The organism is Brevibacillus sp. (assembly GCF_003521185.1).
In the GTDB taxonomy this organism is placed as follows: domain Bacteria; phylum Bacillota; class Bacilli; order Brevibacillales; family Brevibacillaceae; genus Brevibacillus; species Brevibacillus parabrevis.
Window position 1 is genome coordinate 32,622 of sequence record NZ_DOTK01000038.1, and the last position, 23,767, is coordinate 56,388.

A 23,767-nucleotide genomic window follows, 5' to 3' on the forward strand; every position below is an offset into this window, starting at 1 on the left:
GCAAAGTGAATACAACAAAAATTCCAATTTTTGATGAGCCAATTCGGTTAGCCTACAACATGTATATAGATTACTACGCTCGCAATGGTTACGACGCTTTGAAATACCGCTGCGACGCGATGTTAGTAACACTCCTCTCAGCTCAAAATATAAGACTAGATAACTTTCCATTTAAGAAAGAGAATTTCTGTGGGATGCTTGTCCTCGATGAGTATGAAACAACCATTGTGTATAATAGCAACCATTCACCAGAACGTCGGAACTTTACGATAGCTCATGAATTGGGGCATTATTTCCTTCATAGAAACAAACAATCTCAATTTGTTGACCGAGCAGATAACATGCTAGATAACACTATTAATGAATTTGAACTCCAAGCGAATGCTTTTGCAGCTGAATTACTTTTGCCTGAGTCAGTAATTAATCTTATGATCGGTTACAGATACAGCTTTTTTAAAATCGCTAGATCAATTCGAGCTTCTTATGAATGCTTGCGTTGGCGATTAGTAAGTTACCTAATGACAAAGTATTCTCTAGGACGGAAAGACAGTATTAATATTGTGGATGCCTACCGCGCGGATTCTGACAGAAAAATTCATCTCGATTCTGTATTCTTCAAAATAATTTTTCCTGGAACAAAAATATATAAGGTTATTAATGGTGATCTGGTAGAGTTCTCGCCAATTACTAACAAAGCAGTTGGAATAACCCCAATTATCAGGAAACGAATCGATTACTTAGATTCTTTTTCTTTGAAACAGGACTTCGCGCTGAATAGAAAGGTTGAGCTTACATGAAAGGGCATTTCCGAAAACGTGGATCTACATGGTCTTTTGCAATAACACTTGGCACTGATGAAACAGGGAAACGCAGACAAATTACGAGGTCGGGCTTCAAAACCAAAAAAGAGGCAGAGATCACCTGCGCAGAGATGATAACTAAATACGATACTGGTGAACTGGTTATCTCCAAAAAACAAACTTTGTCCAGCTATTTGGAGTTCTGGCTAGAGAACCATGCGAAATCATCTTTGCGCACGTCGAGTTACACCAATCACGAGACGGTTATTAACAGCCGCATCATTCCGGCTCTCGGAAAGTTTGAGATGGATAAGCTCACCCCGATCCATGTGACGAAGTATCTAACTGAGCTGCAAAAGGAAGATTTATCTGCCGACTATATCAAATACATTCATGCTGTGTTGAAGAAGGCTCTGAACCAAGCAGTAAAGTGGCAGCTGATTCCTAAAAACATCATGGATAATGTTGATCCCCCACGCCTTTCACAAAAGGAAATCGTTACATGGACACCAGAGCAGGCGAACGAGTTCCTGTCCTTTGCTGAAAAGGACAAGTACCACATTGCGTTTGTATTGGCTATCTATACCGGTATGCGTCGTGGCGAGATACTTGGCTTACGTTGGAAGGACATTGACTTTGAACAAGCAAAAATCAGTGTCCAGCAAACTCTATACCGGCCAGCCAATCAGGGAATCATCTTCCAGGAACCCAAAACCAAAAGCGCGAAGCGACGGATTGCTATTCCCCAATTTGTGCTCCAGGAGCTGAAACGGCATAAAGCTCGACAGAACAAATTGCGTTTCGAGTACGGCGAGGGCTATCAGGACTACGATCTGGTTGTCTGCTACGATGACGGACGTCCACAAGACCCACGAAACCTGCTTAGACATTACGAGCGAATCACAAAGAAAAGTGGCCTGCCTCCTATCCGCTTTCATGATCTGCGCCATACGCACGCAACCATGCTGCTGCAAATGGGGGAGCATCCCAAAGTCGTATCCGAACGCCTGGGTCACAGCCGCGTGGGGATCACGATGGACGTGTACAGCCATGTCATGCCGGACATGCAAAAAGATGCGGCTGACAACTTCGAAAAAATGATGAAGCAGAAACGCTCAAAATGACTTTAGTCGAATAAAGGTTGTCAAAATGTTGTCAAGCGACAACATGTAGGCACTATGTTGTCAGGGTGGATGGTCGGAGACATAAGAAAAACCCTTGAATATCAAGGGTTTCAACGTCTTATGTATGGTGATCCGGACTGGGTTCGAACCAGCGACCCCCACCCTGTCAAGATGGTGCTCTCCCAACTGAGCTACCGGATCATGGGATATGTATATATGTATGTGACCTTGTGAAACGTATGTACTCACTTAATGGTGGGCCCTGTAGGACTCGAACCTACGACCAATCGGTTATGAGCCGACCGCTCTGACCAACTGAGCTAAGGGCCCCAATCGCACCGGACGTCGATCACATTTATTACTATACAGCATCCTAAATTGGATTTCAAGAGGAAATGAATAATTTCTTGTAATTTTTTTCACTCTGACCAAAAGAACTTGAAAAGCCCGCTTAAAACCTGGCTTTATTGCGTATTCACCCCCTGTAAAAATCAAGCTGTCTCCCCTTTCTGCTGAAAAATAACCGATAAATTTTTCCTCGCCCTCCACTCCTCTACTTTTCCAAGTTGTTACTGACTGCCCTCCTTTTCTAAGTACCCTCCTAAATCATTGCTACATTCATCAATTCTGGGGCTTGGGGAATGAAAAGTGGGGGTCGGGAGGGAGTGCCGTCGCATTGCTCTTGTCCTTGCTCTTTATCCCTCTTCTTCCCCTACTCCAACACTTTAACTTCCCCCTCCCCCTACTCTCACCCCCCGNNCCCGCCGCTCCTCTCCCCACCCTTCCTGCCACTCGCTCCTGCAAGCGGCAGCCCAAATGGGAACAGCACCAACGAAAAAATGGCTCTTGATTACTTTATACAATTTACTATTTTTGGATCTTCACTAGATTTTTACAACACTCTATCTTTTTACCATCTACTACCTTTTCAAGACCGACAGGCTTTTCACAATCCCGCCAACAAAATTCCGCTTCCTTGCTCTTCCTTGCTTTCCCCCTACCTCCCTAATCCCTGCCCAAAACAACCACACAAAGATAGGTAGGTAACAATCCAAGCCACCTAAATCCTCTCAACCATCAAAACCGCCAACCTACGCAGCAACGCATTTACCCCGCCTGCTCGGTTCCCCCGGCCTTTTCCTCCACGCGCAGCTTGGCTTCCCCGCGCTTGAGGGCTTCGGCTTCCAAGCGGGCTTGTTCTGCTTCCTGCTCATCCCGCATGCGGTGAGCCATGCGGCTGGAGGCGTTTGCGGCCACGGAGGCTACGAGGTCGTCGAGGAAGGTGTGGACGCGGCCCTCTTCCGATTTGGTGTCCAGTCTTTTGATGACGCCCACTTTATGTTTGTCCAAGTGACCAAAAGTGGTAACTGCGATGCTGCCGTATCCGAAGACGGAGCCTAGTGCCAATGTCTCGTCGCATCCGAACAGGCCTTCGTCCGTTGCGATGATCGATTGGAGCGGCTCGGACAACAGTCCTTTTTCCGCCAGCGTATCCAACTCAACGCCTACCAAAATGGCGTGCTGCATTTCCCTTTTTTCCAAGACGGCTTTTACGCTCTCGATGCACGGTTCTATCGTCAGGCCAGGGTGATAGGGAGCCTGCATGAGATAGACAATCTCAGCGATATCCTCCACCGTGACGCCACGTTCTGCCAGACGGTTGAGAGCAGCGTTTCTGACTTCGATGCTGTGTACTTGCTTCTTCATATAAGAGACAACCCCTTCCACAAATCGAGTGAAGTCGTTTCCTACCATAGTATCACATGGTGACAAAATTGCGACAATCTTTCGCCCAAATAATTGGTAATTCGCCCTTCCGCCGAGCCACAGCAAAATGCTTGAAGGGCAAACTAGCTCGCGACGATGCGCGGGAGCACACGAAAGCATTGGGCAGGTTATGTGCTCTCCTGTATAATAAATTTTGCGAAGAACACCCAGAAGGAGGACACTGCTGTGGCCCTTGAGGAAATCGTCTTGGACAGCCGGCTGCTCGGAACGCCGGAAAAATTGATTGTCTATACCCCGAAACGTTACTCGCCGCTTTACTCCTATCCGGTTCTTTACGTGCAGGATGGCGACGATTACTTGGCAATGGGCAGAATGGCGACCTTGCTGGATCAGATGATTGCGGACAAAGAAATCCCTGATCTGCTCGCCGTTTTTCTTCCCGTCGACAAAGCCAAACGCTTCGACCGCTACCATCCGGATGGGAAAGAGCATCTTGCCTATTCCCGTTTTCTCGCGGATGAAGTGGTCAGCTTCATTGATTCGCATTACTCCACGCATCCATTGGGCAACGGACGCACGTTGCTGGGTGAATCGCTTGGCGGCGTCGTTTCGCTGTTCACCGCGCTTGCTTACCCGCATACGTTTGGACAAGTTGCCAGCCAGTCAGGTGCTGTGGACGAGCAGTTGAACCGCCGGATCGCCCAAGCTGATCTCACCGTGTCCCAAACGTTCTACCTGGAGATTGGGACAGAAGAAACAGCCGTGAACTCTTCTCGCGGCGTCTTGAACCTGTACGCAGCCAACGAGGAGCTGCGGGCGATTTTGCAAACGAAAAAAGCCACCCTCTATTACGAAACATTCGAGGGTGACCATACATGGGGCCACTGGCAGAAAAATTTACCGCGCATGCTACGGACGCTTTACGGGTAAACTTACCGTGGCTGTTCTTCCTTGGGACCTTCATCTTTTAAAGGCGAGACGAGTGCTTCTTCGAACTCTCCTTTGCGGATCGCTGTCAAAATGGTGAAGGTCAGGACGGACAACAAAAGCAGGACGAGAAAAATGAATGTAATCATCATGGCCGTGTACATGCAGCGCGGCACCTCCTTGCACTACACAGTGTTTCCTGACGCGGCTGGAATATACGGATCGGCGCATAACATTACACAAATGAAGAATTTTCTGTTAAAATAGTTTCTTGTAGAGCATGATAGATAGTAAGGAGGAGTGGTTCTTATGTTGTACAGTATCGTAGTCTTTCCATCCAGCAAGGTGCAGGAAGTAGCCAACTCTTACCGGAAGCGTTATGACCCGGCATACGCATTGGTCCCTCCATATATCCGCTTGAAAGAAGCTTTTGACCTCGATGAAGCCAAGCTGCCAGAACTGGTGAGTCACCTGGAGCAGGTTGCCTCTTCTTCGGAGAGCTTTACAGCGCACTTCCATCGGGTATCTTCTTTCCATCCTACAACAAACGTGATCTACTTGGCTGTGCAAAACAAAGAGCCTTTTACCGCACTGCACGAGCAAATCGTGAACAAGTGTGTTTCGGAAAAGGAAACGTATGCGTACGTTCCGCATCTGACCATCGGGCGCGATCTGTCCGACGATGAGCTGCGTGATGTAACCGGACAATTGAGCATGGCCAAAATCGATTTGACCAGCGAGATCGATCGCTTCCACCTGATTTATCAACTGGAAGACGGAATCTGGAGCGTTTACCAGACATTCCTCTTGAACAAATAAAGCATTTCTCTTCCCCTCCTCGCGAGCCTGACTTGCCGGGAGGGATCTTTTTACTGCCACCAGCAAAGGACGTGTCCCCACAGTGAAACAACAATCTTATGCGATTCAAAAAGTAAGCTCGGAAAAAGAAATGCAAGATGCGCTCACGGTGCGCAAAGCAGTGTTCATCGACGAGCAGCAGGTTCCTGCCGAGCTGGAAATCGATGAGCATGACGAGCAGGGCAGCGGCACGGTTCACTTCGTCGCTTACAACGAACAGGAACCAGTCGGAGCGAGCCGCTTGCGTCCGTACACGCCTGGCGTTGGAAAAGTCGAGCGCGTCGCTGTGCTGCAAAGCGAACGCGGAACCGGACTTGGCCGCCAGATCATGCTCGTGATGGAAGACGCGGCGAAAGAACTCGGCTTCGACAGCCTCAAACTAAACGCCCAGACGCACGCGCAGCGTTTTTACGAAAAGCTCGGTTACGAGCCGCACGGAGACGTTTTTGATGAAGCGGGCATTGAGCATATCGCGATGGTCAAAGCTTTGCGATAGATGCGTTGCCCCAGGCATCACAGACGTTCCTTGCGCTACATAAACCACTGGCAGGTCGCCTTCTTAGCAACCTGAGCTTTTCTTTTGCCCTCCCCTCTTTGTCAAAGCAGGCGGAGGGCGTTTTGCTCTTGACGACTTTTGCCATCTGAATTAGGATGGAAGCAAAACATACGCAACCGTATTTTTAGAGGTGAAGCATGCAATATACGCGAGAAGATTGGGTTCGCGCAGGGCTGAATACGTTGGCGGAGGCGGGAGTGGAAGCTGTGCGCGTGGAAGCCATTGCGCGGAAGTTGTCCATTAGCAAAGGGAGCTTCTACCACCATTTTGCCGACCGCCAAGATTTGCTGCACGCCATGATCGACTACTGGGAGCTGCACGCCACGGAGCGGATCATTTCCGCGCCGGAAGCCGAGCAGGCTACGTTGGAGCAGCTCTTGTCGTTCGTATATGCAACCGAGCGCAAGACGGAAGCAGCGATGTACGCCTGGGCCAAGCAAAACCCGGAGCTGGGCAAGCGCGTTGCCGGGATTGAAAAACGCAGAATCGGCTACGTAGCTGCCTTGTATGCCAAAAAAGGACTCTCCCCGGACGAAGCAAATGCCCGCGCTCACCTCGCTTACCTCGTCTACATCGGTTGGCTGGTGCGCGGGGAGCTGGACGAGCCGTTTGACATCGCTGCGCCGTTGCAGCATTTTTTGAAATGGACAACGTGAAGCTTGCCTTGCTGTGGAGACTTCGTAGAGGTAGGGCTGTGCACGATGATGATCCGTATGGTCTCCATCCGGCAACATAAGAACATTTCTTTCTGCGTGAACTTCCTCGTGCCGGGCACGATGATGTACCGTACAGCTTCATCTGACAACATGAAAGCATCTTTTCTTTCTGCGGAACTTCCTCGATCTAGGCACGATGATGACCATATGGCTCCATCTGACGACCTGAGAAAGTCCCTATCTGCGGCGAACTTCCTCATGCTGGGCACGGTGATGTACCGTACAGCTTCATCTGACACATGAAAGCCTCCTTTCTGCGGAACTTCCTCGATCTAGGCACGATGATGACCATATGGCTCTATCCGACGACCTGAGAACGTCCCTTTCAGCCCCCTCCCTGCACAGGGGGATTCTCGCGCCCGAAACATACGCTTACGTATCTTTTGCAAAAAAATGTCCACGAAGCTTTCACCAAGGAGGCACTCGCATGACCACATTCGTCGTCTTATCTACTGCGATTATCCTGGCCGTTCTGTCATTGTTGCATGTGTACTGGGCATTCGGCGGCCGTTGGGGAAGCACTGCGGCCATCCCCGTTACTGCGCACGATTCCCGCCCGCTATTTCGTCCCGGAAAGATCGGGACGCTCATAGTCGCTGGCCTGCTGCTTTTCGCCGACTATTTGCTGCTCACACAAAGCGGTTATCTTGCGCCGCTGATTGCGCCCGCCTTGATTCAATGGGGCTGCATCTTCGGTACTGCCGTTTTTTTCTTGCGTGCTGTCGGCGACTTTCGTTACGTGGGCTTCTTTAAAAAAGTCCGGCACACCGTCTTCGGCCGCCAAGACACCAGATTGTTCACTCCGCTCTGCCTGTGGCTCGGAATGGCGTTTTTGCTGACGGTTCTGTAATCCGCCAGTCACGGTAGTTGCCGACATTTCCCAGGCACAAGGCAATATGTAATTTGCCAGACAAAAAAGCCCCTTCATCCGGTTCAGCCAATCGTCTGACGGATAAGGGGCTACTTTTCTACTTTTCTGTTCCAACAGGCAGGGGGGCTACTGCGTTATTACTTTTTGCTCCAACAGACAAGCCAAGCCCCTGCGTTCTTACTTTTCGCTCCAACAGACAGGCTAAGCCCCTGCGTTATTACTTTTTACCCCAACAGACAGGCTAAGCCCCTACGTTATTACTTTTTACCCCACCAGCACAGGCTAGACTGCTGTGTTCTTACTTTCTACTCCAACAAGCAGACCAAGCCCCTGCATTATTACTTTTTACTCCGACAGACAGGCCAAGCCCCTGCGTTACTACCTTTCACTCCAACAGGCAGACTAAACTACTGCGTTATTACCTTTCACTCCAACATATAAACCCATCTGCTCCAATTACCCCTTCCGCCTCCGAGCAATCTCACGCAACTGCTCTACCGCCTCTGTCGGCGCCGTGTGCGAGCCGAGCATGGCGTGAAAAGGCTCCTCGCCGCGCCAGCCATGAAAGTCGGAACCGCCTGTTACGACGAGGCCGTGCTCTTGTGCCCACTTGCTGTAGCGCAGCTTTTGCAGCTCATCGTTGTCCGGATGGTTGACTTCGATGCCGTCCAGCCCGAAGACGATCAGCTCGCGTACAAGCTCGTCATCGTCATACAAACCTGGATGCGCCAGCACAGCCGCGCCGCCCGCCTCCTTGATCAGCGTGATCGCCTCCTGAGGCGAGATGCGCGGAGGATTGACGTAAGCCGCTCCCCCTTTGCCCAAATACTTGTCAAACGCCTCTTCGATTGTGGCCACGACGCCCAGCTCGATCAGCTCTTCGGCAATATGCGGGCGACCGATGTTTTTATCTGTGCCTTGCTTGCGGCGGTAGACGTTTTCCAGCGTAATCGAAATACCCAGCTCCTGCAGGCGGGCAATCAGCAACTCGTTGCGCTGGTGGCGCGTTTCTCGCAAGCCCACAAGTCGCTCTTGAAACGCCTGATCCTCATATGGAACAAAATAGCCTAACACGTGAATGTCTTGCCCGTTTCCTACCGAGCTTACTTCCACGCCCGGAATGATTTCCACCCCGAGCCTCGCTCCCGCTTCGATCGCTTCTGCCACGCCCGCCACTGTATCGTGGTCGGTAATCGCCAGAGCGGCAAGTCCCGCTTCTTTCGCCAGGCGCACGTTTTCCGCAGGTTCGCAGGTCCCGTCCGACGCCTTCGTATGTGTATGTAAGTCTGCTTGCAACAGCATATTTTCTCCACTCCTTCTTTTCTTTTTCTTCAAGTCTGAAATCTGCCCACCGCACATAGGATGGTAGCAAACCCGAATTTCTCACAGGTTGAGCCGAGGAGGATGTCCATGCGGTTAAAAAACAAGACCCTGACCGGTGTCGTGCAGCCACTCTCCTATGTCGACAAAATGCTCAGACAGCAGGGGTTTCACCGATCAGGCGGGGACGGCATGCCCACGTACGATGTCGTCATGTACGATTCTGCCAGCAGCAGCACGTATTTCCTGCGCATTCCCACCAATTTTACCACCTCGTCCACTGGAAAAGGCGAGATGACAGTCAAGCTGGGCCATCCGTATCTGGAAGCAAAATTTTATATGAACACCTCTGAAGAGATTTTTTTCATCCCCAAATCCGTTCGGGAAGCAGCCGAGCATAAATTGGCCGAAATTGCCGATTATCTCTCTTCTTCGTCTGGTCCATCCTGAACCGTGCTCCACAACCATCTGTTGGCACAAAACCGATAGGTCACTCTCTTTTCTTTTACCAGTCCGACGAGATAGCCCATGAAAGCCGTCCGAAACAAGGCGTAGCTTCCGGCGTTTTCTATGGAAATGTGCAAGCGTTCACACAGGAGGGCGAGAGCGTCTTCTACTCCGCGCTCCTCTCTTAAAATGTCTTCGATGACAGCGTAAATCCGTTCATGCCATTCCATATTTTTGTGCACCGCACCTTGAGAGGAGGTGGTGTACGCTCCGTGACCTGGCAAATATCCTGTGCATGTGGTCGCGAGGAGCTTGTGCAAACTGTTCATCGTCTCATGCGCATCCACAAGAAACGGCAATTTGTGCTTTTCCAATACTTCTTCACCCAAATAGCTGTCGGCTGCAAAGCATATGTCGTCGCAGATCAGACCGACCTGCTGATAGCTGTGCCCCGGCAGAGAAAGGATCGTAAAAGGCACACCGTCGATTGCAATCGTTCCTTCTAATGGAAGAAGGTGGTCCACCCGGGAAGCTTGCGCCAGCAAAAACTTGTTTTTCAAATCGGCAAGAGGTTCTGCTCCCATGTTCAAGTAGATGGGTTCCAGAATCGGATAGCGAATGATCGCTTCTTCCAGCGGTGGTGCGTATACTTTGGCTTCGGGCCAGCATCCGAGCAGGTAGGCGTTTCCTCCGAAGTGGTCGGCATGAGCGTGTGTTTGAATGATCGCGCACAAGGGCTGGGCTATCGCGTCCAGCCCTTTTTTGATTTTCTTCGCCGTTTGCGCCTCCAGCCCGGAATCAATCAGGATGGCCCCGCTCTCCCCTATCACCAACCCGATGTTTACGTGACCGGGAAAATAGCCGACCCGCTCCGTAATCATTTGCGGTGTATGTGTAGACACAATGTTCGCCCCTCATTTCATCCTTTTCCTATTTATTTTCTCCAAAAACTTTGCTTCCCCTGCCCTGGTTCTTCCGGTTTGTTTTGCGCGTACAGATGCGAGCTGTTGTCTTTTCCTGTAAAAAACCGGCAAGACAGGAAAGGCTCGCAACCGTTCTTTGCTCCGCTCTGCGCGCAAAGTGTGCAGCGGGCCAACGATGGTATAGGGCGGGTGCGGACGCCCGATCCCGCTGAACATGTGTGTCGTGGCTGCGACGGCGACGATTGTCAGCAGCGAAAAGGCGGTGCGCACAAGTCCGATCGTATGCAGCGAGCAGGCCACGATCAGACCGTCAATCACCAGGATCAGCAAAGCCACAGGCAGACGAAAGCGCCGGGCCAAAAATTGCGCTACCAGATCCGTTCCTCCGGTATTCGTTTCGAAGGCGAGCATCAAGCCTACTCCCATGCCGATCAGCAAGCCCCCCGTTACAGACGAAATCGCCATAGACCAACTGTTGAAATCGCGCAAATCGGACAGGACATCGATCAAAAAGGCTGAGATCAGCATCCCGTGAAAACTGTGAAAAAACAGCCGACGATCGTAAAAAAACACGATGACATACACCGGAATACTGACGACAATCATGATTATCCCGGGCGGCCACTGCATGTAATACGTCGCCAACAGCCCGATCCCGATCATCCCTCCGTCCATGAGGCGGTGCGGCACCAAAAACAGATTGACGCCAATGGCAACCAGTACGCTCCCCATGACGATCGCCACGCTTTTTTGCAGCCAGTACACACGCCTCCCCTCCCTCGGACAACTGCTCGTTTATGTGTATGAATCGAGGGATTCCCGTATGTCCGGACAATGTGCAAAATGCGCCCGGGCAAATCGGAACGTTTTGACTCTTCGGTTGACCTATTGGTATACTTACCTGTAACAAGGAAGTTACGAATGTTTATTCCTTTTGGTTCGTACATTTAAAATACAATTAGCGTAACGGAGGTGAATTCTCCACCTTTCGCACCGCGGAAGGCTGGAGGTGCGCTTGGAGAGTCCGATAGGGGAGATTACGCTGAATCTGCTGCTCGTGGTGTTTTTGGTCCTTTTGAACGGCTTCTTCGTCGCAGCAGAATTCTCGCTGGTTAAAGTTCGCCAAACTCGTTTGGCCCAGCTCGTCAGTGAGGGCAACAACAAGCGTGCCCACTACGCGCAAAAGGTCACCCGGGAGCTCGACGCCTATTTGTCTGCCTGCCAGCTCGGCATCACGCTGGCATCGCTTGGATTAGGCTGGGTTGGTGAGCCTGCAATCGCCCATTACGTCGAACCCATGATGGCATACTTTCAATTCCCGCCGTATATGGTAGGCCCTGTTTCTCTTGCCATCGCGTTTGCTATCATTACGTTTTTGCACATCGTTTTCGGAGAGCTTGCACCCAAATCGCTCGCGATTCAAAAAGCGGAAGCGACTTCGCTCTGGACAGCTGCTCCGCTCATGTTTTTCTACAAGCTCAGCTACCCGCTCATCTGGTTTTTGAACGGAGCGGCCAACCTCTTCATCCGCCGCTTGGGCATCGAGCCTGCTACGGAGAGCGACCCGGCCCACACGGAGGAAGAAATACGCTTGCTGGTCAATCAGAGCCATAAGAGCGGCCACATCGACCAGACAGAAATGGCCCTGGTGGACAACGTCTTTGATTTTTCCGAACGACTTGCCCGGGAAATTATGATCCCGCGCATCGACATGATTTGCTTGTACGATGACAACACGTTTGACGAAAATTTGCAAATCATCCGGGAATCCCGCCACTCACGCTTCCCTGTCGCCCATGAAGACAAAGACAGGCTGATTGGCTTCGTGCACACTTCCGACTTTTTCCTGTCGGCGCTGACAACCGGGAAAGCCGAGTTAAACGATTTCCTTCGTCCCCTGCTTACGGTGCCAAAGTCCATGGAAATCAGCCACGTGCTGCGGCTCATGCAAAAGCGCCGCTCGCAAATCGCGATCGTCATCGACGAGTATGGCGGCACAGCAGGGATTTTGACCATGGAAGACATCCTGGAGGAAATTGTCGGCGACATTCAGGATGAATTTGACGAAAATGAACGGCCTGAAATTGAAGAAAGTGCGAGCAATGCCCTCTCGGTTTCTGGAAAAACACTCTTGAGCGAGTTGAACGATTTTCTGACGATCGAGATCGTCTCCGATGAGGTCGATACGATTGCCGGCTGGCTCTACAGCCAACTGAACGAAGAAGTGGCATCAGGCAAAGCCGTCATGTACGAAGGCTATCTGTTTACAATTAGCGAGTTGGAAAATCACCGGATCACACGCGTGGCGATCACCCATCTGGATGAGGAAGAATCGGCCGCACTTCCGGAGGACACGATTTTGCTGCACGCCCAGTCATAGCGAACACCATTTGGCAAGTGTCCCCTTCAAGCCAGGGGGCACTTCTTGTTTCCACAGTCAGACCGTTGACAAAGAAGCTGTTTTTTCGAGGTGCCTACATGAACTATGCGTTACTAGACAACAAACCCATCCTGTTGCAGCCTGACACTTACAACCGCATACCGTTTTGGCGCATGGCAGCCCGACAGGACAAGGTTCGCTGTCCGGCCTGCGGCTCCCCGTTGCGCCTGGTTGCGGGCATCAGCTTTGAGCCTTATTTCGCGCATTCGCTGGAAACAGACTGTCCGCTTTTGCCGCAAAACAGTCCTGCCACTTTTGAGTGGCTGCAAGCGTTGGACGAGACGGCCGCGGCTGCGCTCCACCCTATCGTCACTGGCACCGCTGCTGTCGCCAGCACTGACGCAGCTGTAGAGCATACGCCAGCAGATGCAGATGGTACAAGCTCTGCAACTGGCGCACCAGCTGACGATTCGCTCGGCCGCGCGACGGAAAAAGCATCCGGCGAAGACGATCGCACGGAAACGGAAACCGACACCACAACGATCGGTTCCTTTCGCCTCCCGAAAAAACGGACGATTGGCAGCAGCGTCACACCAGCTCCGCCTCCGCCAAAGCCCCCGGTCTTTCGCAAGCGCTTCATGCCGAAAAAGACGATTGCGCACTTGGCGGAGCAACAGCTTGACCAACCGCTCCATCCTACGCAGCAGCAGGCTGTGCATGCGACAGATGGGCCGCTTTTGATTCTCGCCGGAGCCGGCAGCGGCAAGACCCGCGTGATGACAGCGCGCACCGCCCACCTGATCAAAGATCTCGGTGTGGAGCCAAACCGGATCATGGTCGTGACCTTTACCACGAAAGCCGCGGAAGAAATCCGTCTGCGCATTGCCAGACAGCTTCCGTCCGGTCAGGCCCGCGAGCTGATTGCCGGAACGTTTCACAGTATTTTTTACCGCATGCTCTTGCACCATCAGCCGAACAATTGGGATCAGCAGCGGCTTTTGAAAAAAGACTGGCAAAAGTGGCGGCTCCTGCGCGAAACCGGGTCGCTGCTCGGACACGACGAGCTGGCTGCCTTAAAAGAAACTGACATCACCGAAGCGCTCGGCATCGTCAGCCGCTGGAAAAACGAATACATCCTCCCGCGTGAGGTTGCCTACCGTGAACTGGCGACCGATGCGGAAAAGCGGGCGGCGCAGCTGTATCCGCTCTACGAGGAAGCGAAGAAAAAGCACCAATGGTTTGATTTCGACGACATGCTGCTCGGCTGCTACGAGCTTTTGCGCGACAATCAAAACTTGCTGCAGCGCTACCAGGAGCGGATTACCCACGTCATGATCGACGAGTTTCAAGATATTAACCGCATCCAGTACGAGACGGTCAAGCTGCTGTGCGCACCGCAAAACAACCTGTGCGTCATTGGCGATGACGATCAGTCGATCTACGGCTTTCGCGGCAGTGATCCCCAGTACATATTGGGCTTCACCAAAGATTTTCCCCAAGCCTCTACGATTACACTGGAAGTGAACTACCGCTCTCACTCTTCCATCGTCAGTCTCGGCTATTCGCTCATCGGCCACAATCGCGCCCGCTGGGACAAGGCGTGCCGTTCGTTCCACCGCGAGGAAGGCGACACGTTTTTGTTTGAACCGGACGACGAAGAAGAGCAGGCATCCCGGATCGTGGATGAAATCATCCATCGGCGCGAGCAAGGAACGGCTTTAGGCGAATGCGCCATCCTCTACCGGACAAACGAGTCGACGCGCCCGCTTTTGGAGCGGTTGAGCGAGGCGGGCATCCCGTTTCACTACACCCAGGAGGAAGAGTCGTTTTACCAGCGTCAGACGGTTCGCTGGACTTTGCACTACTTGCGGCTGGCGCTCAATCCGGACGACACGGATGCGCTCAGGGAAATCTTGCCGACGCTGTACATTTCCGGCGAGACATGGAATGCCGTGCGCAGCCAATCCATTTTGGAGGACAAGCCCGTTTTGCATATCCTCCCGCACCTGACACAGCTCAAACCGTACCAGCGCAAGCATATGCAAGTGATCAACGACATTCTCGCCGCGTGCAAGGATTGCCCTCCTGCCCAGGCGCTGGAACTGATTTACGAAGACGGAAAGCTGCGCGACTACTTGAAAAAGCGGGCCCGTGACCGGGAAGATGGCCGGGAACGCTGGAGCGACGAGCTGCAACAAATTCTCGCCGCCGCCAAGCGGCACGCCACGATCAGCGACTTTTTGGCTTACATCGAGCAGATGACGCGACAAGAAAAAGAGTGGCGCAATATGCGGCCACTCCCGGGCGAAGCTGTTCACGTATTAAGCATTCATCGGGCAAAAGGGCTGGAGTACGACCATGTCTTCCTGCCAGACCTGGTGGAAGGCGCTCTCCCTCACGAGTACACGCTGGATGAACTGCGCAAAGGGCAGACGACCGCCATCGAAGAAGAACGCCGTCTCCTATACGTTGCGATTACCCGTGCCCGGCGCAGTTTGTGTATCGGTATCCCCCGGGAGCGCTTCGGCCGGAAGACCCGCCCCTCCCGCTTCGTCTCCGAAATGGGCAGGTAAATACTGAAAGCCGCCGCCCATGTAAATCAAAAATTCTTCCATGTTTGTAATCAACGGAAACATAAAAAGGCTCCCTTCGTCGCATTTTTGTATAGTATGCGAGCGGAGGGAGCCTGTTATTCGTTTAGCCGCCGATGATGCTGTAGCCAGCGTCTACGTGCAAAATTTCGCCCGTGATGCCGCGGGAGAGATTGCTGAACAAGAAGAGGGCCGTGTCGCCTACCTCTGTCTGGTCAATCGTGCGACGCAGCGGAGCTTTTTCTTCGATTTCTTTCAGGACCGCATTGAAATTGCGGATGCCTTTTGCCGCCAGCGTACGGATCGGGCCAGCAGAAATCGCGTTCACGCGGATGTTCTCTTTGCCGAGGTCGTTCGCGAGGTAGCGTACAGATGCGTCCAGCGCCGCTTTTGCCACGCCCATGACGTTGTAGTTTTGCACCACGCGCTCGCCACCCAGGTAAGTCATGGTCACGATGCTTCCGCCTTCTGTCATCAGCGGACGAGCAGCACGCGCTACCGCTACCAGCGAGAACGCGCTGATATCCTGTGCCAATGCGTATCCGTCACGGGAAGTGTTGACGAATTCGCCTTCCAGCTCCTCTGTTTTGGCAAACGCGATGCAGTGTGCCAAGCCGTGAATGACGCCCACTTTTTCCCGGATCGTCGCGAATGCTGCTTCCACTTCTTCGTCCTTGGTCACGTCGCAGTTCACCAGCAAAGATTCCTTGCCCAATTTGGCAGACAGCTCTGCTACGTTTTCGCGCAGGCGATCTCCCTGATAGGTGAAAATCAGGTTCGCTCCCGCGTTGTGCAAAGATTGGGCAATGCCCCAAGCGATGCTGCGGTGGTTCGCTACACCCATGATTACGATATTTTTGCCTTGCAACAGTGTATTCATTATGTATTCGCCCCTTCCCAAGCTATTCCCCGCCATTATAACCGATCTTGTCCTTCGTTACGAGAGGGGCGCGTGAAAAGAGCAGGAAACGCTTCGTTTCGACATCGGCTTCATCAGCTTTGGCGAACTACTCGGTCGCCGCCGAAGACTCGCTCGGGGTGGGAACGAACGTCCCCCACGCTTCGTCAAAAGGATTCAGGGAAGTTCCCATGACCGGGAACTCGCTCGCCGCCTGCGCGGTTTCGTCGACTTGATTACGATTTTGTTCATTCATGCTCACCAAGGCTCCTTTGCGTCAATCTGTCATGCCATTCTGTTCATTAGGCTGGCAAGGAGCGCCCTGGTTTATGCATGAAGATGATTCGCGTGCAAGTAAGCAGACAACACGATATAGACCAGGACGGAACCAAAAAAGTAGACACCGTATTCCGCTCGCCTCGCCTGCACAATGTATGGCACCAGATGACTGGCCGACACGTACAGGAAAATTCCCGTGGTCATCGCAAGCATCACATCCGACCAGTTCGGCGGAAAAATACGCTCGGCAACTCCGAAGCTGCAAGCTCCGACAATCGTGGCAATCCCCAGGGAGGTCGCGGCCCAGAGCGCTTTTTTCCGCGAGTTTGTAGCCGCGAGCATCAGGGAAGCGACCGTGACCCCGTCCGGTATTTTGTGCAGCAGCATAGCCAAAAGGACGGACATGCCTACCTCCGAATCCACCGTCAAGCTTGCCACAAGCGACACTCCTTCGACAAAGGCGTGCAGCAAAAATCCGCTTACGACACCGATGATGCTTGTCGAACCGATTTCTCCTCCGGCTTTCCCGAGCAATTCCAGGGCAAACATCGCCGCAAAACCGACGAGCACAAACGGCATCATCCGCATATTCGCGCCCTGGAGCACGTGCGGCATCAAGTCCAGAAACGTAATCGCCAAAAGCAGGCCCGCTCCGGCGCTGATCATGGCGAACAATGCCTTTTGCGACCAGACGCGCAGACAAAGCAACAGTCCGCCCACGCAGCTTGCCAGCGCGGCCGCAAGCAAAACTACCCAAAAGACAGGTTGCATCATCCAGTCCTCTCCTCATCCCGCATGAGTATGGGACGTGTATTCCCTCCATATGTACGCGCCTGTCCGGGCCATTATGAGTGGAAGCAGCCATTTCGTCCTGCTCGCGACTCTGTGACAAAAAACAACGGTCTGTCCAAATCAGACGAAATGCCACTACTTTTTAGAACCTTTGTCGATTCTCTCTTACCCGGAAAAAAATGGTGCTATAATGAGTCCACCGGGAATACCCAGGGGAAAAAGGAGTGATTCGGGATGGATGTACAAGTTTGGATGGCTTCGAAAGAGGTAGCTGATCGCCTTGACGTGCACGTTCGTACGCTGCGCAACTGGCTGGACTTGTTCGTACCTGTCAAGGAACGTCTGAAAAATCCGCAGGGTCACTATTTGATCAGTGAAGCAGGCTTCGCCCTGCTGCGAGAAGTAAAAGAGCGCAAAGATAGCGGAAACAGCTCCCTGAAAGAAATTCAGCGACAGCTCATAGATGAAGGCCGTTTGTCGGAAGAAATGCTGGCAGTCGAGGAGTGCGCCAGCGCGGAAGAAACGGCTGTAGCTTTCAGTGCGGGCACCCAGGTGGAGTCCGGCATGCGGGAAATGGAGCTTGCCGTCCACGAGACGCTGGTGAAGTTTCAGCAGGAACTGACGCAGCTGTCGTCTTTGAACAGCATGCAATCGACCATTTTGCAAAAGATCGCGGATATCGAGGAAATGCAGGAATCATTGCGCCTGGAGATGCGCCGCGTCACATTTGAAATGGATTTGATGCAGCAGCGCCTGACTCGTCGCAAGGAGCGCTACGCCCGTCACGAGCCGCGCTGGTCGTTGAATCCGTTCCGCTGGTTTACCCGCTCCGACCGCGCCGCCGAGCAGTAACAAGTGGAAAAAAACGACAATTTGGCGAAGTGACAGGAAGCGGTAGTGTCCCGGTCTTTCCATATGATAGAATTAGACTATACGATGTGACTGAAAATCAGGACTATTTACATTCTATCGACAAAGGACTGGGGCTTTCGTTGTGAGAAAATTGCATATTACTTCAGTAAAGCCGGGAGATATCATTGCCAAAAGCATTTTTCAGGAAAACGGAAACGTCCTCTTAGGTCTGGGTGTACAACTGACTGAACGCTACATTGAACGTCTCAAACAATTGGGGATTGATACGCTCTACATTCAGGACAAGCGCACCGAAGACATCATACCCGAAGACACGATCCGCGACGAGACGCGCAAAGAAGCCGTCGATACCGTCTACAAAACAATGACGACGCTGATGGATCAGCCGCAGATCAAGCGCCGCACATCCCTTCCTGATTTCGGGAGCACCTTTCAAAAGGTGTTCCGGGAAATTATGCAGGACTTGAGCAGCCGCAAAGACGTTTTGGTCAATTTGTCCAATCTTCATGTCATGGACGGCTATTTTTTTCACCACGCCGTCAACGTTGCTGTGCTCGCAGGAGTCGTCGGTCTGGCCAAAGGCTACAACCAGCAGCAAATGATGGAGCTGGGGATTGGCGCTCTGCTGTTCGACATCGGAATGACGCAGGTGCCAAAGGAACTGTGGAGCTTGCGCAAGGAACTGACCGTCGAAGAACGGCAGCGCCTGCAATACCACACGGAAGACGGCTTCAACATTTTGCGCAGCCAGCACAATATTTCTGTCGTATCCGCGCACTGTGCGCTGCAACACCACGAGCGCTACAACGGGACAGGCTACCCCCGTCAGCTCTGTGAAAAAAACATCCACGAATACGCGCGGATTGTCGCGATCGCGGATGTGTACGATGCGCTGATCTCCCCGCGTCCTTTTCGCAAAAGCTACTCGCCGAGCGATGCGACCGAGTATTTGTTTGCTTCGGGGAACACGTATTTTGACCTCGACCTGCTCAAATTGTTCTTGCAGCATGTCGCGATTTTTCCGATCTCCTCTACCGTCTTGCTCAGTTCCGGGCATACAGGGGTCGTCTCGCGGGTCAATCCGCTCGCGGTCAATCGGCCGATCATTCGCATCCTGACCAACGAGGACGGCTCAGAGGTCGCTTCTCCTTTTGAGATCAACCTGTACGACAAAGACTGGATGAGCGTGACCATCGTCAAAACGCTATAGATACGTTGTTATAAAAAAGCAGCCTCTTCGCTGGAAGAAGGCTGCTCTTTTCTTTTATATGGGCAACTATTCGTTCAACAGACGGAACACTTGCTCGACGTCTTTGTCGCCTCGACCCGAGAGATTGACGATCAAAATCTGCTCCCGCGAAAGCGTCGGGGCGAGCTTGAGGGCATGGGCAATTGCATGGGCGCTCTCCAGCGCTGGGATGATGCCTTCCGCCTTGGACAGCTCCTGAAAAGCTGCCAGCACCTCTTCGTTCGTCACTGTGTAGTATTCGGCTCGTCCGCTCGTTTTGAGCTGACTGTGCTCCGGGCCGATTCCCGGGTAATCCAGACCGGCTGCAATCGAGTACGTCTTCTTCGGTTCCCCTTGTTCATCGAGCAGCACCAGACATTTGAACCCGTGCAGCACTGCCGGAACCCCTTCGTTCAAAGTCGGTGCCTGATCAGGCTCGACGCCGATCAAGCGCACGGAAGGCTCGTCGATGTAATGCGCGAACGCACCGATTGCGTTGCTTCCGCCACCTACCGCAGCGATCACGGCATCAGGCAGGCGACCTTCCTTCTCCAAAATTTGGCGCTTGGATTCCTCGCTGATGATCGCCTGGAAGTGCTTGACCATCGTCGGGAATGGATGCGGCCCTACAGCGGAGCCCAACAAGTAAAACGTATTTTCGTAGTTTTCCACGAGGTCGTTCAGCGCTTCATCGACGGCGTCCTTCAGTCGGCCTTGTCCTTTGGACACCCCGATGACTTTTGCCCCCAAAAGCTCCATCCGAAACACGTTCAAGGACTGGCGCTTCATGTCCTCTGCACCCATGTAAATGATGCATTCCATGCCGAACATCGCGCAAGCTGTGGCGGTAGCTACACCGTGCTGCCCCGCGCCAGTCTCCGCGATAATGCGATGCGCGCCCATGCGCTTTGCCAACAGGATTTGCCCGATGACGTTGTTGATTTTATGTGCACCTGTATGGTTCAAATCTTCGCGTTTCAAGTAGATTTTCGCGCCGCCGAGCTTTTCTGTCAGCTGACGGGCGTAGGTCAGCGGATTTTCCCTCCCCACGTATTCTTTCAGGTAATACTTGAACTCTTCGTTAAATTCGGGATCGTCCTTGTACTTCTCAAACTGCTCCGCCAAATAATCCAGCACTTCCTGAAGCTGCGGCGGCACAAAGCTTCCGCCAAATTCGCCAAAGTATCCTTTTTTCGTCTGTTCTGTCAATGACATGCTCATCTCTCCTCAGCTAAAACTAGACTCTTCTAATTTTTTCAATCATATAAGATAGAAAGCGGATTTGTCAATGAATGTAAAGTTTATTCTGAAACTTCCTTTTCACAAAAAACGGGGAGCACAAACGCGCTGCTTCCCGCTTCATTCCTCCCGCTTGTCAACTCGCTTTTCCTTTTGAGCGCTGCCTGTACCCTAACAGCAATACCGCCAAAACCAACACCGCTTTGACCAAAAAAGCCAGCCCCGGATACGGATCGACCCAGGCCCGAACCGTTTCCTCCGTCAAAATCATATTGGCCGCGGCGAGTGCGAGCACACCCGAGCCGAAGTAGACGAGCCAAGCAAACCGCTCCATCACGCGAAGGATCAGCTGGCTGCCAAAGACCATCAGAGGGACGCTGATGAGTAGCCCGATGACAATCAGCAAAATGTTTCCCTGGGCTGCGCCCGCGATCGCAAGCACGTTGTCCAGCCCCATCATGATATCCGCGACCACGATTGTTTTCACGGCAGAAACCAGATCCTCGCTGGCATCAATGTCGTCCTGATCGTCTCCCTCGCGCAACAAATTGTAGCTGATCCACAATAAAATCGTCCCGCCAATCAAATACAAATAAGGAATTTTCAACAGGTACACAGCGAGAATCGTCGCAATTACCCGCACGATGACAGCCAACGTCGTTCCCCAAACGATCGCCTTTTTCTGCTGCTCGGCAGGCAGCCTGCGGCAAGCAATCGCGATGACGACTGCGTTGTCTCCGCTGAGGACGATGTTGATGGTGATAATCAGCAAGAGCGAAGAAAAGAAGTCAGGATCAACCAAGGATAGTTCCTCCGTTTCGGTTTACTCGGTTCTGCTACTGCCATGAACAGCTTGTCCGGGCTTGTTGTCACTCCGCGATTTCAGTATGATGGTAACGAGGAGGGTTGTCGAAATGTCGAAACAATTCGTTATTGAAGCGATTATGTTGGCTATCTACGGGGAGTTGATGGTCCCATCGCAACCAGTAGAATATCTGATACCCGCGTCGACAATCTATGAATTGGACGAATTTATCCAGAGTCCTGAGCCAATCATGCCCTACTCCGGTGACGATCAGTATGTGCGCCGGATCATGCAGGAAATGAGCCAGTTTTTTGCCGATCCATTCAATCGCAAACGACTGGAAAAAGGACTGATTGCCCCTTGGTCGAAAGTTCCTTTTGCCTTTCCGAACGGCGTTACGCTGACCGTCATCAAGGTAGAGGACAATGCCATGTGGGGAGAAATATTTGATCCTGTCGAGACGCAGCTTTTGCTGACGTCCGTACGCTTTGAAGTCCCGCTGCTCACAGACCAGCCCGATTTTCAGGATCGGATTTTGGAATATATCGTGCCTGTTCAATTTTACGATGTGGATGATTTTGATTTCGCCCTGGAGCAAGGCATTTCGCTCAACGACTTGCGCGAGCCGTAATGCGCCAAAAAACAGACGAACAGACTGACGAGCCTTTTCGCTTGTTGGTCTGTTCGTTTTCTATTATGGCTGTTTCTCCTAAGAAAAATTGCTCGCTTGGCAAACCGGGCACGAAGATGGAAAAAATGCCGCCCAACAGGTTTGTCCATGGTACAATATGGGTAAAGACATAGGAAAGTGGTCCGGGGAGGAATTGTATAGATGGAACTGACAAAGCGAAACAGCGGCACAGATTGGGAGGGGGAAGCTGCAACGGCCCAATCGATCTTGTTTAAAATGGGAAGTGAGTATTACGGGCTGTCCATCGCGCTGGTGCGCGAAATCATCAAGCCATTGCCGATCACCCGTTTCCCCAAATCGCCTGAGTATGTAGAAGGCGTCATTGACCTGCGCGGACGAATTTTGCCGATCGTCAACCTGCGCAAAATGTTTGGCCTGGAGCCGCTGGAACAAACAGACGACACCCGCTTTGTCGACTTGCAGCTGGAAGGGCTGAACATCGGGATCATCGTCGATGCGGTATCCGAAGTCATGAACATTCCGCAGCACCTGATCGAACCGGCTCCCCCTATCGTGGCGGGTGTCGAGGGCAAGTATTTGCAAGGCATTGCCCGTCTAGATGACAAGCTGATCATGCTGCTGAATATCGATGAAATTTTTGGTCAGTGGAAAAAATAAGCAGACATTTATGGCTGAAGGAAACCAGTACACGTCGTTGGTACTGGTTTTTTGCTGACTCTGTTCCTTTTTGCCGAGGATGTCACGCCAGGAAACTTGAGCGCGACCTGGTTCGTACTAGCTGTTGAGATTTTTTGCATACGGAGCGTGATTTTCGATGCTTGCTCACCCGCTTTTCCCGCTGGCTCGTGCCATCCCGCTTGCTTTGAGCAGCGGACAATACTCGGCGCTGTATGACATGTGCAGCAGCGCTTTTCGGGACGAGGTTAGCAGGGAAGAATTTATTTCCTTCGCCGCCGATTTTCATCGCGATCTGGAATGCTACGAGGAACAGCCACTGTCTGTCGTGCCGCTGAATGCGATGACGCGCTTCGTCTGGACGGCTTGCGACGGACAAAAGGGCTTGTCTGCCGCCATCGATGCAGACGGGATCATTCACGGGCTGCGCCTTTCCCACCTGACGTCTCATCCCGACACAGACCAGGCTTGCAGCCGCCATCTGTACCGCCTGCCTTTTCAGGGAACGTGGTTTACTTTTTGGGGCGGGAAAAACGAACTGATCAACTATCACTACGCCTACGACAACCAGCGTTACGCCTACGACTTTTTGATCATGAAAGAAGGGCGCTCCTGTCACGGCGATCCTGCTGTCAACGAGAGCTATTACGCTTTTGATCAGCCCATCGTGGCTCCGTGCGTCGGAAAAGTGGTCAAGGTCGCAAGCGATGTGCCGGACAACGCGCCAGTCGGCGTGATGAACGAGGAACAGCCTGCGGGAAACTTCGTCGAGATCGATCACGGGCAGGGCGAGTTCAGCCTGCTCGCCCATCTGAAGCAGCATTCCATCACGGTCAAGCCCGGCGACATCGTGTCGGCAGGAGAAATCATCGGACGTTGCGGCAACTCTGGCAACTCCAGCGAGCCTCACTTGCATTTTCAAGTGTCGAATGCCGTGAACTTGTACACGGCGATTTCCATCCCGATTCGCTTTTCGGAAAAGGAACCGATCATCCAGGGCATGTTCGTCGGCAGCTGAATCGCCCCGCTCCTTCGCCCCTAGCATCGCTCAACCGACCGCTCAAAATCGAGTAGGAGGGGGCGAC

Annotated in this window: 25 protein-coding genes and 2 tRNA genes; 15 read left to right on the plus strand and 12 right to left on the minus strand. The window is 52.4% G+C overall.

What is annotated here, in order from left to right; all coding sequences use genetic code 11:
* Nucleotides 1-5 precede the first annotated feature (5 nt).
* Nucleotides 6-797, plus strand: a complete 792-nt coding sequence (locus DEP07_RS11375; RefSeq protein WP_287102517.1) for an ImmA/IrrE family metallo-endopeptidase — start codon at nt 6-8, stop codon at nt 795-797.
* Nucleotides 794-1,924: a site-specific integrase gene (locus tag DEP07_RS11380; protein ID WP_287102518.1), complete on the plus strand. Its 1,131-nt coding sequence runs from the start codon at nt 794-796 to the stop codon at nt 1,922-1,924. Before DEP07_RS11375 ends, DEP07_RS11380 begins: the two co-directional genes overlap by 4 nt.
* Before the next feature lie 125 nt (nt 1,925-2,049).
* Here DEP07_RS11380 and DEP07_RS11385 read toward each other — a convergent pair.
* From DEP07_RS11385 to DEP07_RS11395, 3 genes are all read right to left on the minus strand, one after another.
* Nucleotides 2,050-2,125 (minus strand) — tRNA-Val (locus DEP07_RS11385).
* Between the two features lie 52 nt (nt 2,126-2,177).
* Nucleotides 2,178-2,254 (minus strand) — tRNA-Ile (locus DEP07_RS11390).
* Between the two features lie 777 nt (nt 2,255-3,031).
* The gene (locus DEP07_RS11395) at nt 3,032-3,631 is read right to left on the minus strand and encodes a phosphatidylglycerophosphatase A family protein (RefSeq protein WP_122964839.1); all 600 of its coding nucleotides are present in this window, start codon (nt 3,629-3,631) and stop codon (nt 3,032-3,034) included.
* A gap of 246 nt (nt 3,632-3,877) precedes the next feature.
* Between DEP07_RS11395 and DEP07_RS11400 the strand changes: the two genes are divergently transcribed.
* Nucleotides 3,878-4,582 carry an alpha/beta hydrolase gene (locus DEP07_RS11400; protein ID WP_173597768.1) on the plus strand — a complete coding sequence of 235 codons (705 nt, stop codon included), beginning with the start codon at nt 3,878-3,880 and terminating at the stop codon, nt 4,580-4,582.
* Between the two features lie 2 nt (nt 4,583-4,584).
* On the opposite strand, the gene DEP07_RS11405 is transcribed toward DEP07_RS11400, so the two are convergent.
* Entirely contained in the window at nt 4,585-4,743 is a 159-nt protein-coding gene (locus tag DEP07_RS11405; RefSeq protein WP_167470313.1) for a hypothetical protein, read from the minus strand.
* A gap of 145 nt (nt 4,744-4,888) precedes the next feature.
* On the opposite strand from DEP07_RS11405, the gene DEP07_RS11410 reads away from it, so the two are divergent.
* The 4 genes from DEP07_RS11410 (at nt 4,889) to DEP07_RS11425 (ending at nt 7,559) form a co-directional block, all read left to right on the plus strand.
* A complete protein-coding gene (locus DEP07_RS11410) occupies nt 4,889-5,398 on the plus strand; it encodes a YjcG family protein (RefSeq protein ID WP_063230116.1) in 510 nt (169 codons plus the stop codon).
* An 82-nt stretch (nt 5,399-5,480) separates the two neighbouring features.
* On the plus strand, nt 5,481-5,933 hold the full coding sequence (locus tag DEP07_RS11415; protein ID WP_122964837.1) for a GNAT family N-acetyltransferase: 453 nt from the start codon (nt 5,481-5,483) through the stop codon (nt 5,931-5,933).
* Nucleotides 5,934-6,130: 197 nt separating this feature from the next.
* Nucleotides 6,131-6,649 carry a TetR/AcrR family transcriptional regulator gene (locus tag DEP07_RS11420; protein WP_287102519.1) on the plus strand — a complete coding sequence of 173 codons (519 nt, stop codon included), beginning with the start codon at nt 6,131-6,133 and terminating at the stop codon, nt 6,647-6,649.
* Nucleotides 6,650-7,136: 487 nt separating this feature from the next.
* Nucleotides 7,137-7,559, plus strand: a complete 423-nt coding sequence (locus DEP07_RS11425; RefSeq protein ID WP_281868023.1) for a DUF3995 domain-containing protein — start codon at nt 7,137-7,139, stop codon at nt 7,557-7,559.
* Between the two features lie 477 nt (nt 7,560-8,036).
* On the opposite strand, the gene DEP07_RS11430 is transcribed toward DEP07_RS11425, so the two are convergent.
* On the minus strand, nt 8,037-8,882 hold the full coding sequence (locus DEP07_RS11430; RefSeq protein WP_122964834.1) for a PHP domain-containing protein: 846 nt from the start codon (nt 8,880-8,882) through the stop codon (nt 8,037-8,039).
* Between the two features lie 108 nt (nt 8,883-8,990).
* Between DEP07_RS11430 and DEP07_RS11435 the strand changes: the two genes are divergently transcribed.
* Nucleotides 8,991-9,350, plus strand: coding sequence for a hypothetical protein (locus DEP07_RS11435; protein ID WP_122964833.1), 360 nt, complete (start codon nt 8,991-8,993; stop codon nt 9,348-9,350).
* On the opposite strand, the gene DEP07_RS11440 is transcribed toward DEP07_RS11435, so the two are convergent.
* Complete coding sequence (locus DEP07_RS11440) at nt 9,320-10,228, minus strand: MBL fold metallo-hydrolase (protein ID WP_122964832.1); 909 nt, start codon at nt 10,226-10,228, stop codon at nt 9,320-9,322. The two genes, DEP07_RS11435 and DEP07_RS11440, sit on opposite strands and share 31 nt — an antisense overlap.
* 33 nt (nt 10,229-10,261) lie before the next feature.
* Complete coding sequence (locus tag DEP07_RS11445; protein WP_281868022.1) at nt 10,262-11,035, minus strand: YitT family protein; 774 nt, start codon at nt 11,033-11,035, stop codon at nt 10,262-10,264.
* Between the two features lie 244 nt (nt 11,036-11,279).
* Between DEP07_RS11445 and DEP07_RS11450 the strand changes: the two genes are divergently transcribed.
* Nucleotides 11,280-12,650: a hemolysin family protein gene (locus tag DEP07_RS11450; protein ID WP_281868021.1), complete on the plus strand. Its 1,371-nt coding sequence runs from the start codon at nt 11,280-11,282 to the stop codon at nt 12,648-12,650.
* A gap of 98 nt (nt 12,651-12,748) precedes the next feature.
* Nucleotides 12,749-15,223, plus strand: a complete 2,475-nt coding sequence (locus DEP07_RS11455; protein WP_281868020.1) for a UvrD-helicase domain-containing protein — start codon at nt 12,749-12,751, stop codon at nt 15,221-15,223.
* A 124-nt stretch (nt 15,224-15,347) separates the two neighbouring features.
* Here DEP07_RS11455 and fabI read toward each other — a convergent pair whose 3' ends face one another.
* From fabI to DEP07_RS11470, 3 genes are all read right to left on the minus strand, one after another.
* Nucleotides 15,348-16,121: an enoyl-ACP reductase FabI gene (gene fabI, locus DEP07_RS11460; RefSeq protein WP_063230109.1), complete on the minus strand. Its 774-nt coding sequence runs from the start codon at nt 16,119-16,121 to the stop codon at nt 15,348-15,350.
* 127 nt (nt 16,122-16,248) lie between these two features.
* Entirely contained in the window at nt 16,249-16,395 is a 147-nt protein-coding gene (locus tag DEP07_RS11465; protein WP_167470312.1) for a hypothetical protein, read from the minus strand.
* Between the two features lie 71 nt (nt 16,396-16,466).
* A complete protein-coding gene (locus DEP07_RS11470; RefSeq protein ID WP_242775018.1) occupies nt 16,467-17,192 on the minus strand; it encodes a ZIP family metal transporter in 726 nt (241 codons plus the stop codon).
* A 252-nt stretch (nt 17,193-17,444) separates the two neighbouring features.
* Here DEP07_RS11470 and DEP07_RS11475 point away from each other — a divergent pair, with 252 nt between their 5' ends.
* Together DEP07_RS11475 and DEP07_RS11480 are read left to right on the plus strand one after the other, a co-directional pair.
* Nucleotides 17,445-18,062 carry a MerR family transcriptional regulator gene (locus DEP07_RS11475; RefSeq protein ID WP_122964828.1) on the plus strand — a complete coding sequence of 206 codons (618 nt, stop codon included), beginning with the start codon at nt 17,445-17,447 and terminating at the stop codon, nt 18,060-18,062.
* 142 nt (nt 18,063-18,204) lie between these two features.
* On the plus strand, nt 18,205-19,293 hold the full coding sequence (locus tag DEP07_RS11480) for an HD-GYP domain-containing protein (protein WP_173597778.1): 1,089 nt from the start codon (nt 18,205-18,207) through the stop codon (nt 19,291-19,293).
* A gap of 66 nt (nt 19,294-19,359) precedes the next feature.
* Here the strand turns inward: DEP07_RS11480 and trpB are convergent, their stop codons facing one another.
* A complete protein-coding gene (gene trpB, locus DEP07_RS11485) occupies nt 19,360-20,526 on the minus strand; it encodes a tryptophan synthase subunit beta (protein WP_063230105.1) in 1,167 nt (388 codons plus the stop codon).
* Between the two features lie 160 nt (nt 20,527-20,686).
* Nucleotides 20,687-21,352 (minus strand): TerC family protein, encoded by a 666-nt coding sequence (locus DEP07_RS11490; RefSeq protein WP_122964825.1) that lies wholly within the window; start codon nt 21,350-21,352, stop codon nt 20,687-20,689.
* 112 nt (nt 21,353-21,464) lie between these two features.
* Between DEP07_RS11490 and DEP07_RS11495 the strand changes: the two genes are divergently transcribed.
* From DEP07_RS11495 to DEP07_RS11505, 3 genes are all read left to right on the plus strand, one after another.
* Complete coding sequence (locus DEP07_RS11495; RefSeq protein WP_122964824.1) at nt 21,465-21,986, plus strand: ADP-heptose synthase; 522 nt, start codon at nt 21,465-21,467, stop codon at nt 21,984-21,986.
* Nucleotides 21,987-22,187: 201 nt separating this feature from the next.
* Nucleotides 22,188-22,664, plus strand: coding sequence for a chemotaxis protein CheW (locus tag DEP07_RS11500; RefSeq protein WP_173599608.1), 477 nt, complete (start codon nt 22,188-22,190; stop codon nt 22,662-22,664).
* A 157-nt stretch (nt 22,665-22,821) separates the two neighbouring features.
* A complete protein-coding gene (locus DEP07_RS11505; RefSeq protein WP_173599607.1) occupies nt 22,822-23,700 on the plus strand; it encodes a M23 family metallopeptidase in 879 nt (292 codons plus the stop codon).
* Nucleotides 23,701-23,767: the final 67 nt, after the last annotated feature.